This window comes from Flagellimonas okinawensis (genome assembly GCF_029194005.1).
Lineage (GTDB): Bacteria > Bacteroidota > Bacteroidia > Flavobacteriales > Flavobacteriaceae > Flagellimonas > Flagellimonas okinawensis.
In genome coordinates, this window is the sequence record NZ_JARFVA010000001.1 from 453681 (window position 1) to 468351 (window position 14671).

Sequence of the window (14671 nt, forward strand, 5' to 3'; positions counted from 1 at the left end):
CAATCGAATGCCCAGACATTATCTCGCAGTATTGCTAGCCCTGTTTGGGCATTTTTTTGTGTTGCACTCCCAAGAAAGATATACCCTTAGTGGCACAATTTCGGAAGATTCCAGTAACGAGACCTTAATAGGAGTAACGGTTGCTGTAGCCGAATTAAAAACAGGAACCACCACTAACGAGTATGGCTTTTATTCCATAACCATGCCCGAAGGCGAATACCAAATTGTTGTTAGCTACCTTGGGTTTCAGGATGTGATTAAAACCATAACCTTAGACCAAAACTTAAAGCTTGATTTTAGCTTGGTGGAAAAAACCGAGGAACTTCAGGAAGTTGTGGTTACCGATAATGTGGAAAAATTGGATATTCGAAAACCTCAGATGAGCGTCACCTCGCTAGCTTCGAATACCATTAAGGAGATTCCCGTGGTGCTGGGTGAATCCGATGTTATAAAATCTTTACTGCTCCTGCCCGGGGTCACCAGTGCTGGTGAGGCATCATCAGGATTCAACGTTAGAGGCGGGGCCGCGGACCAAAACTTAATTCTATTGGATGAAGCCACTGTCTTTAACTCCTCCCACCTGTTCGGTTTCTTTTCCGTTTTCAATCCTGATGCCATCAAAGATGTAAAACTCTTTAAAGGTGGAATCCCTGCACGTTATGGCGGAAGGGTTTCATCCGTTCTCGACATTTTTCAAAAAGAAGGTAACAGTAAAGATTTTAAAGTCAACGGAGGGATTGGTGCAGTGGCAAGCCGATTACTTATAGAAGGTCCTATCCAAAAGGATAAAACTGCATTTTTAGCTGGCGGAAGAGCTTCGTATGCACACCTATTCCTACCGTTGTTCGATGTGGACAACAAGGCATATTTCTATGACCTTAACACTAAAATCAACCATAAAATCAATGAAAACAATAGTGTTTTCCTATCGGGATATTTTGGAAGGGACTTGTTCAACGTTAGCGACCGGTTTGTAAATGTCTATGGGAATGCGGTTGGAAATCTTAGATGGAACCACCTGTTCTCAGATAAGCTGTTCTCCAATCTATCCCTAATCTACTCTGATTATTATTATGGCTTAGAGCTTGATTTTGTGGGCTTTGAATGGAATTCTGGAATTCAAAACTTTAACGTTAAGTACGACTTAAAACATTACCTGAGCAACAAACTCCAACTGAATTATGGAATAAACAGCATTTATTATGTATTCAATCCGGGCAAAATTGTGCCCAACAGCCCAGAGTCTGGAATTGTGGAAGATCAGCTCACTAAAAAATACGCCAACGAAAATGCAGCTTATATCGATATTGAACACGAGATTACTGAGAACCTTAGCATTGAATATGGTATAAGAGCAAGTCAGTTCAACAGATTGGGCCAAGATGAATTCTTTGTTTATGCCAATGATAATCCAGTGGAGTTCGACCCTTTTACCCTTACATATCGTGAAGCAGAGCCAATCGACACGATCAGCCCAGGACGAGGTGGCTCTATGAAAAGCTTCCTCAATCTGGAACCAAGAGTTTCCATGTCCTACACCTTTAAGGAGAACAATTCAATAAAGGCCAGTTATACAAGATTGGCACAATACCTACACTTGATTTCCAATACCAGCTCCCCTACTCCGTTGGATGTTTGGACACCTAGTGGTCCCTTTGTAGAACCACAATTGTTAGACCAGTATGCGTTGGGATATTTTAGAAATATTAAAGAGGGGGCATATAGTTTGGAGGTGGAATCTTTTTACAAGACCATTCAAAATAGGATAGATTACATTGATGGAGCCAACCTTATCGCCAATGATGCTATTGAACAAATTGTACTCAACGGTGAGGCACGTGCTTATGGATTGGAACTTTTATTGCGCAAAAATGATGGGCGCTTTACAGGATGGTTGGCCTACACCCTATCCAAGTCCGAACAACGAACCCCAGGACGGGATTTAGGCCTGGAAACAGGAAGGTCCAATCAAGAAACAGGAATAAATCAAGGAGAGTGGTACAACACCCCTTACGATAAAACCCATGACCTCTCGCTCTATGGAAGTTTTGAGTTAAACGAAAAATGGAGTTTCAATGCCAACTTTATCTATCAAACAGGGCAACCTACTAACTATCCTATCGGTCAATTTGAGTTTGAAGATATCACGGTTCCCTATTACGGCTTGCGAAACAAAGAAAGGTTACCCGATTACCATAGATTGGATTTCTCGGCAATTTTAACCCCAAAAAGAAACAAGCGTAAAAAGATACAATCAGAATGGGTATTCAGTATTTATAACGTTTACAGTCGTAAAAATGCAGCTTCAATAAATTTCAGGGAGAACGAGGACACCGGGAGAAACGAAGCCGTACGTACTTCCATTTTTGGCATCATCCCATCAGTAACCTATAATTTTAAATTTTAATGCTATGAAAAAGCTCATGTCTTTGATTTTTATATTTACGGTACTGGTTTCTTGTGAAGATGTAGTGGATGTGGACCTACCGGATGTAGATACAAAATTGGTGGTGGATGGCCTTATTCGAGTAGATAAGGACCAAGAGTTTGTTGATGTGCGAATCGCCCTCAGGGAAACCAGCATATTTTTTGAAGAAAATGAACCCGTGCAGGCTGAAAGTGTGGTCATAAGCTATGGGCAACTAAACAATAGCGGCAACTTTGACAATCTTTCCTCCTCCTCTTTGGCGGAAGAATCACCCGGATCGGGAATATATGTGCCGGACCCAAACTTTTCCTCCGACCAACGTATTCGAACTACATCGGCAGAGCCGGGGACCACATTTATTTTGGAAATAACATACCAAGGCAAATATTACTTTGCCCAAACAGAATATGCCCCTACAGTGCCATTGGATGGTGTTAGACAAGGGGATGAAGTATTTTTTGGTGAAGATCAAACCGAAGTCATTGTAAGCTTTACGGACAATGGAGATGAAGACAACTATTATGTATTTGATTTTATGTTCGGTGAATTCCTAACCGTTGAAGATGAGTTTTTTCAAGGTCAGCAATTTGAGTTCTCTTATTTTTATGATGATAAGACCAATCCCGGCGACGAAGTAACCATAAGTATACTTGGAGCTACGGAAGAATTCTATAATTATATGGATTTGGTGATTGAGCAAACGGGGAATGGTGGTAGTCCGTTCCAAACACCAGTAGCCACTGCAAGAGGAAATATTTTTGATATTACCGGGCTCGACAATGTTACGGTTCTGGACAACGTTGACCGCCCAAACGATTATGCACTAGGTTATTTTGGGGTGGTCCAGGAATATTCGCAAACACTCACCATCGAATAAGTCCAATTACACCAAGGCATAAAGAAGTAAAATTACCGAAATTCCTACCAGGCCTTGAAATAGGGTGCCTAAAGTATGTCCCCTGAGAGCTGTTTTAACGTTGATGTTCGAAAACTGCGAAACAACCCAAAAATAGCTATCGTTGATATGTGAAACCGTCATTGCCCCAGCTCCAATGGCCAAAACGGCCAACGCCTTGTCCGTAATAGAAATCAACCCAAATGTCTCCAAAAGGGGCGCTATTATGGCCGAAGTAGTGATGATGGCAACTGTGGAAGACCCTTGAGCTGTTTTTAAAACAGCAGAAATCACAAAAGCGATCAGTAATCCCCCAACCCCTGTACTAGATTCCAAATTAATGATGGAAGCAATATCCATGGTTCTCAAAATAGCACCAAAAGCCCCTCCGGCACCAGTAATAAGAACAATGGCTCCTGCTTGTCTAAAAGCTTCTGGCACCCATCCTTTTTTTTCTTCGTTTGGCACCTTTCTCCCTAAAGCAAAAGCAAAAAACACTCCAATCAGCAACGCTATAACAGGACTGCCCAAAAACCCGAAAATGCTGAATAGCACACCTTCACCCAAAGGGTGCGTTGGGTAGTCAGTGACAGATTTCATTGCTATTAAAATTATAGGGACCAATAAAGGAAGAAAGGCTTGCAAAGGTTTTACCTTAGACTTTACAGCACTGGATTCAGCAACAGGTTCTGTATCCTGTTCTTCTTCTTTCAGGGATTTGCCGATAAATCGTGCCCAAAAATATCCCGAAATGGAAACGGGTATGGCTACCAATAGACCAAAAATCAAAACCATTCCCAAATCTGCGTCCAATATGGCAGCTGCTGCCAATGGTCCCGGTGTAGGCGGCACAAATACATGGGCCGAGTACAAACCAGTGGCGAGCGCAATTGCAAAAACCAAGGCCGGTATACCTGTTTTTTTACTTATGGCCTTGTTCAATGAAGAAAGGATAATATATCCTGAATCACAATAGACAGGAATAGAGATTACGAAACCTGCCAAATTCATGGCCAATGGAGAGCGTTTTAATCCAATAACCTTTAAAATACTATTGGCCAAAACTTGAGTACTGCCTGTTTTTTCCAAGTAAATACCGATAACGGTTCCAAATGCTATCACCTGACCTATTCCAGAAAGCGTATTCCCAAAACCCTCTGCCATGGTAGACATTATATTTTTGGGTGCTATCCCCAGCAAAAAACCCGAGGCAACCGCTGCAATGGTCAGCGAAAAAATAGGGTGCATCTTAAATTTTACTGTGGCAATGATGATGAAAAGGACAACAGCCCCAAGAACTAGTATTTCCATGGTTAATTTTTAGTGCAATATCCCCTAAATATAAGCTAATATTCCTACTTTGGTCGTATGAGGAGAACGAACAAGGAACTTCTGGTAAAGGGCATAAAATCGTTTGGCTATACTGTGCTTGCCATGTTTATGGGGCCATTTTTAATCTATGAAGCATTTAAGAATGAAGGGCATCCCTTTTATTGGCCAGTATTGATTTTGGGCCTTATCTGTGCCATTTTGGCCATTTACATGGGTTTTAGGTCTGTAAAAATTGTTATGAATGCCATTTTTGGAGAGAAACCCAAAAATTAGTTGCCCGTGCTTGTTGTTTTATTTTTCCACTTGTTCGAAAGTTGGGCATAATCATAATCCAAAACCGATTTCTGCCGTTCCAATCTACTGGCCGCAAAAGCGCGTTGTAAAATATCCTCAATAAGGTAATCTTCGTGGACTTCTACTGGATGGAATTCTTCCTTTAAACTTATTTTGAACAGGCTTGCCGTAGTATTGTACCAAAAGGCTCGCCATCCATTTCGCAAATCTTTCACCAAATCAAACGCTGTTGTACCGGTCTGCCTGTGAATCAGCTTCACCAAAATTTGCCCTTCTGTTCGGGTCAACTTTTTTAATTCTTCGGAGAACTCCCCTTCTATATATTTTTGAACCTTTCTGGTGTATCTCCTCTGGTGCCTTCTTTTTTTAATATGCTTTAGACTATCGTTTAATTCTACCAAACGCTCGGCCGCGAGCTTGGCGTAGGGATACACTTTTAATGTTTTTCTTCGTAAAATATAATATCGCAGCTTGTCCTCACGGCTGGCAAAATCCAACTTTCCAAAAATATAAACCTCGTCCAGCTCAATGGAGCTCATTAGAATCGAGTCTCCCTCAAAACGAACATAATAATCCTCCAAGGTATCGTTGACAACGGAATCCCTTTGGATCTTCAACGAATCCTGCTTTGAATCCTGAGCAAAACCTAGTATGGTAAATGTCAGATAAACAATAAGAAAACAGTTACGCAGCATAACAATTCTTCCTCAATAGTCTTGCCAAAAGTAAGTATAAAGGTATGATTTGGCTATTAAATAAAAGTGAATATTCTTATGTTTGTGTATTAAATCAGATACATGGCAAAAGAGAAAATCATCAACGAAAAATCCCTTGAGTTTTTAGAAAAATATTTAAATAATCCCTCCCCCACAGGTTATGAGTGGGAAGGTCAAAAAATCTGGATGGATTATGTAAAACCTTATGTGGATGAATTTATTACCGACACTTACGGTACTGCCGTAGGAGTAATAAATCCAAAAGCAAAATACAAGGTGGTGATCGAAGGGCACTCCGATGAAATTTCTTGGTACGTGAACTACATCACCGACGAAGGATTGCTTTATGTAATCAGAAATGGCGGTAGTGATCATCAAATCGCTCCATCTAAATGGGTGGACATACATACAAAAAATGGTATTGTGAAAGGTGTATTCGGATGGCCAGCCATTCACACTAGAAACAAAGCCAAAGAAGAACCACCTAAACTGGATAATATCTTTATTGATATAGGTGCCAAGGATAAAGAAGAAGTCGAGAAAATGGGTGTTCACGTAGGGTGCGTGATTACCTATCCCGACCAATTCCAAATCTTGAACAAGGACAAATTTGTATGTAGGGCCTTGGATAACCGCATGGGTGGTTTCATGATTGCAGAAGTGGCACGATTGCTTAAAGAAAATAAAAAAGAGCTGCCGTTCGGACTATATATTACCAATTCCGTACAAGAAGAAATCGGGTTGCGTGGTGCTGAAATGATCACGCAGACCATTAAGCCCAATGTGGCCATTGTTACCGATGTGTGCCACGACACTACTACCCCAATGATCAATAAAAAGACGGAGGGCGAGACCAAAATCGGAGACGGACCTGTGATTTCTTATGCACCTGCAGTGCAAAACAAGTTACGCGAGCGTATTTTGGAAACTGCCGATTCCAAGAAAATACCTTTCCAGCGTAATGCATCATCAAGATACACGGGCACTGATACAGATGCTTTTGCCTACAGTAATGGCGGTGTTGCTTCCGCTTTAATTTCTTTGCCATTGCGCTATATGCATACTACGGTAGAAACTGTTCATAAAGACGATGTGGAGAACGTTATCCGTTTGATCTACGAAACATTATTGAACATTAAGGAAGGTGAAACCTTCAGTTATTTTGATTAACTGAGCAACGACCATCCTTTTGGATAATAAAATTATGTCACCCTGAAACATCTTCGGGGTGACTTTTTTTTATCTTTATGTGATATGGATGAACGCGTTGACATATTGGACGACCACGGAAAACCAACAGGAGAGTCTTGTTTAAAATCTGAAGCACACCGTAAAGGTTTATTACATCCAACCATTCATGTTTGGCTCTACACACCAGATGGACGGGTTTTGATTCAACAACGGGGCGAAAACAAAGCTACCCAACCGTTACTTTGGGATGTTTCGGTGGCCGGACATGTTTCCGCCGGAGAAGAAATTCTTTCCGCAGCCGTTCGAGAAGTAAAAGAAGAAGTGGGCCTTGCTATTTCGGAATCCGATTTGGAACCATTGGGCACTTACAAGGCCATCCATAAAATATCCGAAGATTTCATTGATGCCGAACTGCACCACATTTTTTTGTGCAAATTAACTGTCCCGTTAAATCAACTTAAAAAGCAGGATAGTGAGGTAGCCGATCTGGCCATAGTACCCTTATTTAAATTTGCAGAAGAAACTTGGGGTTTGGCCAGCGTGGGCAAATATGTGCCGCACGGCCCTACCTATTACAAAACCATTATCAATGAGATTAAAAGTCGGACTTGACTTTTTCAACGAATTCCTCCAGTGAATCCAACGGATAGTCCTTCTGGTCGCCTGTCTTCATGTTTTTGGCCACAAACTTACCATCGGTCAACTCTTGTTCCCCCAAAAGGATTACGTATGGTACACCTCTCTTGTCCGCATATTTGAACTGCTTCTGCACTTTGGTATCCGTAGGATACAAATCAGCCCTTAGACCTTGCTTACGTAGTCCAGACACCAATTTTAAAGCCGCTGTTCCTTCTTTCTTTCCAAAATTAAGGCAAAGCACATCCAAAGAAGTATCCAAGCTGTCAGGGAACAGGTTCAATTCTTCCAAAACCAGATAAATCCGGTCCAATCCAAAAGAAATACCCACACCACTCACATCCTTAAGTCCAAAAATGCCAGTGAGGTCATCGTAACGACCTCCACCACCAATAGAGCCCATTTTTACACCTTCTGGTGCTGCAACTTCAAAAATAGCCCCTGTGTAGTAATTTAGTCCACGGGCAAGTGTCACATCCAATTGTAAGTTGGTAGATTGCAAGCCAACCATATCAACAGTGGAAATTATCTCTTCCAATTCCGAAACACCCAACATGCCCACTTCTGAATCGGCAAGAATGGATTTCAGCTTTTCCAATTGCTCTGAAGCGGTGCCAGTCATTTCGAACAAAGGCTGTGCTTTGGATATAGCGGCTTCGGAAATACCTTTTTCCATCATTTCCGCTTTTACCTTCTCCTCTCCTATCTTGTCCAATTTGTCCAAGGCCACGGTAAAGTCCACCAATAAATGCTTCGCTCCGATCACTTCGGCAATTCCGGATAGTATTTTTCGGTTGTTGATTTTAATAGTAGCGCCATTTAATCCTAAATCGGTAAAAACAGCATCGTACAACTGTACAAACTCCACTTCTTGAAGTAGTGAGTTCGCACCAACCACATCGGCATCACACTGATAAAACTCGCGAAAACGCCCTTTTTGTGGACGGTCTGCACGCCACACAGGCTGAATCTGGTATCGCTTGAAAGGGAAATCTATCTCATTTTGGTGCATCACCACGTAACGAGCGAACGGCACCGTAAGATCATAGCGTAGGGCTTTTTCCGAAATCTTGGGCGTTAAAGAAGCTGAATTCTTGGAGCTGTAGGTCACGTCGTCCACTTTGGAAATAAAATCACCCGAATTCAATATTTTAAAAATCAAACGGTCCCCTTCATCCCCATATTTACCCATTAGGGTCTCGGAATTCTCAAAAGAAGGGGTTTCTATCGGCTGAAAACCATAGGTCTCGAAATGCTTTTTTATAGTTTGGATAATATAATTACGCCTAGCTACCTCTGCAGGTGAAAAATCTCGGGTTCCTTTAGGTATGGATGGTTTCTTTGCCATGTGGTTTTAAATTCTCGTGCAAATATAAGGTTTTGGTCAATTGGTATTAGGTAAAAGATAAGCGGTAAAGGGCGAATGGCAAAAGAGTTATAGCTTATAAAAACAGCCTATCCTAAAGGGCAAAAGTCTGGACTCTTGATTCACTGAAAACCCTTATCAGTGTTCCATAATTTGATCAAACCATTGGTACAGTTCGCCCTTGGTGATAACAGCACCTTGTTTTATAATTTCGAACTTATCCACGTTTTTATCCTCGCCATACGCTTTGGACGCAGAAAGGTATTCCACAAAATCGGATTGGTAGTTGCGCTTAAACCAACCGAAACCTACTTCTGTCCTTAAATCAATTTCTGGATTTAGAATCTTGACTGACAACAATTTCATCTCTTTATCGGTCAAATGGAAAAGATGCATATGCTTTTCTGAAACATTTTCCAGATACTCTACTTTATTCAATACACCTTCCCAAATCAGATCACTGAAAACATCAATCTCATCCTCTGCTACCTCTGGCTTCTCTTTTTTCAGTGAATCCCATTCATCCGCAGTAATGGATTGGGTTGCCAAAAAGTTGATAAATTCCGGATGGAGCTCTTCCAATTGCTCCTTGGTCAATCGTTTATATTTCATCCTGCAAAAATAAAAAGGCTTCTGAGAACGACCGAATTTTTCATGCAAGAATCATATAAATTCACTAATGGAGACACTTTGCCTTTAAGTTTATCTTAACCTTGAAACTTTGGCAAGCCACCTAAGATCCATTAGTTTCGGAAACTAACATTTAACAAAAACAGATATATAATGACATTTTTGAATTCGATGAAAACATTAGTGATGTGCATCGCGATGCTAGGGGTTTGTGCATTTGCACAAATAAATGCCCAGGAACAAGTAGAGGTAAGCGATGCAGAGCTAAATAAAATTGCTTCAGCGTTTCCTGATATCCAAAAAGTAAATATGGAGGCCCAGCAAAAGGTGATGCAAACAGTAAAGGACAGTGGTTTTGAACCCAACAGATTCAATCAGATGTACCAAGCCGCCGCTTCCCCTGAAAAAACAGTTGATGCCAGTGATGAAGAAAAGGAACGCTTTGGAAAATTAATGAACCAGATTCAACAGATGCAAATGGGTTTCACCCAACAAATCGAGGAAATTATAGGCAATCAAGGGTTGAGCATGGAACGCTATCAAAAAATTGCGATGGCTCTCCAAACCGATGCCGAATTACAAGGTCGATTAAAAACGGCTTTGGAACAACAACCTTAGATTAGAAATGAATTATAAAAAAAGCCCGAGCAAATTGCTCGGGCTTTTTTATCTATTGTAAAGTAGTTCTTAGTTTGCTTCTGCAACTACTTCAAAAGGGAATTCTACGATAACTTCCCTGTGTAATCTGATAATTGCTTCGTAAGGACCAACTCTTTTGATAGCTCCACCTTTAATATTGATGAATTTTCTATCAATTTGGTGACCTTCTTTGTCCAAAGCACTTGCAAGGTCAATGTTTGTAACAGAACCGAACAATTTGTCGCCTGCACCAACTTTAGCTGCAATTTTGATTTCCAATTGCTTCAAAGCATCGGCAATCTTAGTAGCCTCATCAATAACCTTTTTCTCCTTGTGAGCTCTTTGCTTAAGGTTCTCTGCCAAAACTTTTTTAGCAGAAGGAGTAGCCAAATCGGCCAAACCTTGTGGGATAAGGAAGTTTCTGCCGTAACCGTTTTTTACGGTAACGATATCATCCTTAAATCCCAAATCCTGTACATCTTCTTTTAGAATAAGTTCCATTCTCTGGTATTTTTTTATTTCAACATATCGCCAACATACGGCATTAACGCTAGGTGACGGGCACGTTTAACGGCCTGTGCTACTTTTCTTTGGTATTTCAAGGAAGTACCGGTAAGTCTTCTTGGAAGCAATTTACCTTGCTCGTTTACCAACTTCATCAAGAAATCCGGGTCTTTGTAATCAATATACTTGATACCTGACTTCTTGAACCTACAATACTTCTTTTGCTTGCTGGTCTCAATGTTAAGCGGGGTCAAATATCTGATTTCCCCGTCTTTTTTCGATTTTGCTTGTTGCTCAATAGATGCCATACCCTTATGCCTTTGCTTTTAGTTTGTTTCTTCTTTTTTCCGCCCAAGCAATTGCGTGCTTGTCCAATTTAACGGTCAAAAAACGCATAATGCGCTCATCTCTTCTAAATTCCAACTCGTATGGGCCAATAGCCTCACCTGGAGCTTGGAATTCGAACAAGTGGTAAAATCCACTTTTCTTGTGCTGAATGGGATAGGCCAACTTTTTAAGTCCCCAATCTTCTTTGGAGACCATTTTGGCACCACTCTTAATCAAGAAATCCTCAAATTTCTTGACTGTTTCCTCTATCTGTGTCTCAGACAGAACGGGATTCAAAATGAAAACAGTTTCGTAATGGTTCATTATAATATATTTTTAAAGGAGCGCAAAATTAGTAATAATTCTATCACCCTGCAAGAAAAGTAAAAAAACTTCGTTTAAGTACAAGAGTTATCAACAATAAAAAACCCAATAAACCTAAATAACACATATGGCAATTTACACAACAAAATAGACCATGTTTACATCTTTTGTTGCTGTTAAACGTCTTTTTTATGTAATTTGCCGATGATTTAAAACCCTACAAATCACCCCATTCTATGAAATTAAAAAGTATAATTGTAGACGATTCCTCGATGCAGCGTATGGCTGTTGCGAAATTGGTCAACAATCATCCACACCTAGCTTTGGTTGCCGAGTACAGCAACGCCATTGAAGCCAAAAATGGCCTAAAAAACCACGAAATCGATCTAATCTTTTTAGATGTTGAGATGCCTATTATCAGTGGTTTTGACCTTTTAGAGGCCCTAGAGAACCCACCACAGGTTATTTTGATTACAGGAAAACCTGATTATGCACTTAAAGCATTTGACTACGACGTAACCGATTACCTTCACAAACCTATCACCTTGGCCCGTTTTGAAGCCTCTGTAAAAAGAGCTGTTGCCAAATACGAGCAAATGAACAGGGTGGACGAGGATGAAGAGCACATCTTTGTAAAAAGCAACCTTAAAAAGCGTAAGGTTATCTTGAACGATATTAAATGGATAGAAGCGTTGGGTGATTACATTAAATTGGTGACAGATGAAGCCAATATTGTGATTCTTTCCACTATGAAATCTTTCGAAAAGCAATTGCCCGCAGAAAAATTTCTACGTATCCATAAATCTTATATTGTGAATCTGGAGAAGATTGAAAAATTCAACAGTAAAAATGTTGAAGTAGGGGGCAGACAGATTCCATTAAGTAGAAACAAAAAGACAGAACTAGCAGAAGCGCTGGCCAATGTATAATTATATGTGGTCCACATTGTAGACCAGTCTTACACTTTTATACTTGGAAATAGCATTAAAAGATTTTTCAATTCTTTTAATGCTATTTTTTGTTTGTGCCAAGGGTTGCTTCCTTGGAATTTTGATCATAATGTTTTTAAGATAGTCCCTTCGAATTCGAGCAACCGGTGGATACTCGGGTCCAAGAATATTCGAACCGAGCACATTCCGTAAAGATCCTGCCATCCAATCTGCCGCCTCGTTCAGCTTATTGAAATCCTTATCTTTCAAGGTTATTTTTATCAGCCGTACCAACGGAGGGTACTTAAACTGTTCCCGCTCATAAAATTGTTCCTTGAACATATTGTCATAGCTGTTCGTGGTGACTTGCTGTAAAATTTGATGATACGGATTATACGTTTGTATCAAAACTTTACCACGTTTTTGGGTACGCCCTGCCCTACCCGCTACCTGCGTCAGCATTTGAAAACTGCGTTCATGAGCTCGGTAATCGGGGAAATTGAGCATAGAGTCCGCATTCATAATGCCCACTAAGCTAACATTTCTAAAATCGAGTCCTTTTGTGACCATTTGGGTTCCGACAAGGATATCCATCTCTTGGTTTTCAAAAGATGAAATGATCTTTTCATACGCATATTTGCCACGAGTGGTATCCAAATCCATTCGACCAACCTTAACATCTGGAAACAACTGTCCCAACTCCTGTTGAATTTGCTCTGTGCCAAAGCCCTTATTGTCCAATGTAGGGTTGCCGCAAGCCAAACATGCTTGTTGCAATGCCATATGATATCCACAATAATGACAGCGCAGTTGATTTCTGTGTTGGTGATACGTTAAACTTACATCGCAATTGGGACATTGGGCCACATGACCACAAGTAGTACATTCCACAACTGGGGCAAACCCTCTTCGGTTCTGAAAAAGTATAATCTGCTCCCCCTCCTCCAATGCTTCCGTAATGGCCTTAATTAATATCTCCGAAAAATGGCCTTTCATTCGTCGTTTACGGGTAGCTTCTTTAATATCCACCAAATTGATATCTGGCATCAGCACATCACCAAACCTATGAGCTATGGAAGCATAACCGTACTTGTTTGTTTTAGCATTGAACATACTTTCAATGCTCGGGGTCGCCGAACCCAAAACTATGTCCGCTTTGTGCAGGGCCGCTAGAACAACAGCAGCATCCCTCGCATGATACCTTGGAGCAGGATCAAATTGCTTAAAAGAAGTTTCATGTTCCTCATCCACCACTACCAGACCTAATTTTGTAAAAGGAAGAAAAAGGGATGAGCGAGCTCCGATCACGATTTGGGCCTTTTCTGCATTCTTCAGTACATTGTTCCATACCTCGACCCTCTCGTGAATGCTATATTTTGAATGATATACGGATACCTGGTGCCCAAAATAATGCCTTAGTCTATTGATCAATTGGGAAGTCAATGCAATTTCCGGAAGCAAGTACAGGGCTTGTTTGCCTTCGTCCAAGCATTTTTGAATCAGTTTTACGTAAACTTCGGTCTTTCCTGAAGACGTGACACCATGCAACAACACCGGTTTTCCGTCATCAAAACCTTTGTTGATATCCTGTAAAGCTTGATGCTGATATTCATTTAAGTCTATATGCTTGGATTCCTCCGAACGCTCATCAAACTCTACCCTATCCTTTCGAATATGGTATTCCAATAAGATTTCTTTGTCGATGAGTGACTTGATTACTGCCTTTGAGGCCCCGCTAGCTTCTTCCAATTCGTTAATGGCAATAGGCTTGTTTCCTTTTTTGGATTTAATCTGAAACAAGGACAAGACCACTTGACTTTGCTTGGGTGCCCTAGTAAGTTCGTTCAATAATTCGGATAGCTGTTCTTCGTCATCGTACTGTTCCGAGAGTTTGACATACCTTACCAACTTGGGCTTGTATTGTTCGTACAGCTCTTCTTTTTGTAGCACAACTCCCTTGTGGACAAGTGTATTAATGAGCTTCAGTACATTTTTCTTGTCCACAATATCACTTACCTCGGATATTTTCAACGCAGTTTGATGCTGTAATGCTTCAAACACCAAAAATTCATCATCCGAGAGTTCCTGTTCGTCCACATCCACATTTTTGTTGGGCAACACCAGGGTTTCGCTCTCCAACATAAAAGCACTCGGCAAAGCACTCCGTATTACTTCGCCCAGTGTGCACATGTAATACTTGGCCACCCACTCCCAATGTTTTAACTGTGTATGGGTAACAACAGGGAAATCATCCAGTATTTGATAAATTTCTTTGGGTTCGTATGCTTCTGGTGCATTTTGGTGTACTTTAAAAGCAAGCGCAGTATAAATTTTTGATTTGCCAAAAGGAACAGCAACACGCATACCTTCCTTTATGAAGTTGGCCTCTTCTGCAGTAATCTTATAAGTGAAGAGTTTTTCCAAGGGAATGGGAAGAACAACATCCAAAAAATAATCCAT

Annotated in this window: 15 protein-coding genes; 7 read left to right on the plus strand and 8 right to left on the minus strand. The window is 40.7% G+C overall.

Annotated elements, in window-relative coordinates; all coding sequences use genetic code 11:
• The first annotated feature begins 7 nt into the window (after positions 1–7).
• Together PY091_RS02190 and PY091_RS02195 are read left to right on the plus strand one after the other, a co-directional pair.
• Positions 8–2407: a TonB-dependent receptor gene (locus PY091_RS02190; protein WP_275648117.1), complete on the plus strand. Its 2400-nt coding sequence runs from the start codon at positions 8–10 to the stop codon at positions 2405–2407.
• A 4-nt stretch (positions 2408–2411) separates the two neighbouring features.
• Positions 2412–3305, plus strand: a complete 894-nt coding sequence (locus tag PY091_RS02195; protein WP_275648118.1) for a DUF4249 family protein — start codon at positions 2412–2414, stop codon at positions 3303–3305.
• Positions 3306–3311: 6 nt separating this feature from the next.
• Here PY091_RS02195 and PY091_RS02200 read toward each other — a convergent pair whose 3' ends face one another.
• On the minus strand, positions 3312–4634 hold the full coding sequence (locus tag PY091_RS02200; RefSeq protein ID WP_275648119.1) for a GntP family permease: 1323 nt from the start codon (positions 4632–4634) through the stop codon (positions 3312–3314).
• A gap of 57 nt (positions 4635–4691) precedes the next feature.
• On the opposite strand from PY091_RS02200, the gene PY091_RS02205 reads away from it, so the two are divergent.
• Positions 4692–4928, plus strand: coding sequence for a DUF6095 family protein (locus tag PY091_RS02205; protein WP_275648120.1), 237 nt, complete (start codon positions 4692–4694; stop codon positions 4926–4928).
• On the opposite strand, the gene PY091_RS02210 is transcribed toward PY091_RS02205, so the two are convergent.
• The gene (locus tag PY091_RS02210; protein WP_417956490.1) at positions 4925–5644 is read right to left on the minus strand and encodes a DUF4294 domain-containing protein; all 720 of its coding nucleotides are present in this window, start codon (positions 5642–5644) and stop codon (positions 4925–4927) included. The genes PY091_RS02205 and PY091_RS02210 overlap by 4 nt on opposite strands.
• Before the next feature lie 102 nt (positions 5645–5746).
• On the opposite strand from PY091_RS02210, the gene PY091_RS02215 reads away from it, so the two are divergent.
• On the plus strand, positions 5747–6835 hold the full coding sequence (locus tag PY091_RS02215) for a M42 family metallopeptidase (protein ID WP_275648121.1): 1089 nt from the start codon (positions 5747–5749) through the stop codon (positions 6833–6835).
• 84 nt (positions 6836–6919) lie between these two features.
• Positions 6920–7468: an NUDIX hydrolase gene (locus PY091_RS02220; protein WP_275648122.1), complete on the plus strand. Its 549-nt coding sequence runs from the start codon at positions 6920–6922 to the stop codon at positions 7466–7468.
• On the opposite strand, the gene hisS is transcribed toward PY091_RS02220, so the two are convergent.
• Together hisS and PY091_RS02230 are read right to left on the minus strand one after the other, a co-directional pair.
• Positions 7452–8840, minus strand: a complete 1389-nt coding sequence (hisS, locus tag PY091_RS02225) for a histidine--tRNA ligase (protein ID WP_275648123.1) — start codon at positions 8838–8840, stop codon at positions 7452–7454. The two genes, PY091_RS02220 and hisS, sit on opposite strands and share 17 nt — an antisense overlap.
• A gap of 156 nt (positions 8841–8996) precedes the next feature.
• Complete coding sequence (locus PY091_RS02230) at positions 8997–9470, minus strand: DUF6495 family protein (protein ID WP_275648124.1); 474 nt, start codon at positions 9468–9470, stop codon at positions 8997–8999.
• A 204-nt stretch (positions 9471–9674) separates the two neighbouring features.
• On the opposite strand from PY091_RS02230, the gene PY091_RS02235 reads away from it, so the two are divergent.
• A complete protein-coding gene (locus PY091_RS02235) occupies positions 9675–10106 on the plus strand; it encodes a DUF4168 domain-containing protein (protein ID WP_275648125.1) in 432 nt (143 codons plus the stop codon).
• 69 nt (positions 10107–10175) lie between these two features.
• Here the strand turns inward: PY091_RS02235 and rplI are convergent, their stop codons facing one another.
• From rplI to rpsF, 3 genes are read right to left on the minus strand one after another with little or no spacing between them, the layout of a single operon-like run.
• Entirely contained in the window at positions 10176–10628 is a 453-nt protein-coding gene (gene rplI, locus PY091_RS02240) for a 50S ribosomal protein L9 (protein ID WP_275648126.1), read from the minus strand.
• Between the two features lie 14 nt (positions 10629–10642).
• Positions 10643–10939, minus strand: a complete 297-nt coding sequence (gene rpsR / locus PY091_RS02245) for a 30S ribosomal protein S18 (RefSeq protein ID WP_014031368.1) — start codon at positions 10937–10939, stop codon at positions 10643–10645.
• Between the two features lie 4 nt (positions 10940–10943).
• Positions 10944–11282, minus strand: coding sequence for a 30S ribosomal protein S6 (rpsF, locus tag PY091_RS02250; RefSeq protein WP_275648127.1), 339 nt, complete (start codon positions 11280–11282; stop codon positions 10944–10946).
• Between the two features lie 236 nt (positions 11283–11518).
• Here rpsF and PY091_RS02255 point away from each other — a divergent pair, with 236 nt between their 5' ends.
• Positions 11519–12211, plus strand: a complete 693-nt coding sequence (locus PY091_RS02255; protein ID WP_100818563.1) for a LytR/AlgR family response regulator transcription factor — start codon at positions 11519–11521, stop codon at positions 12209–12211.
• Here PY091_RS02255 and priA read toward each other — a convergent pair whose 3' ends face one another.
• Positions 12212–14671, minus strand: a complete 2460-nt coding sequence (gene priA, locus PY091_RS02260; RefSeq protein ID WP_275648128.1) for a replication restart helicase PriA — start codon at positions 14669–14671, stop codon at positions 12212–12214.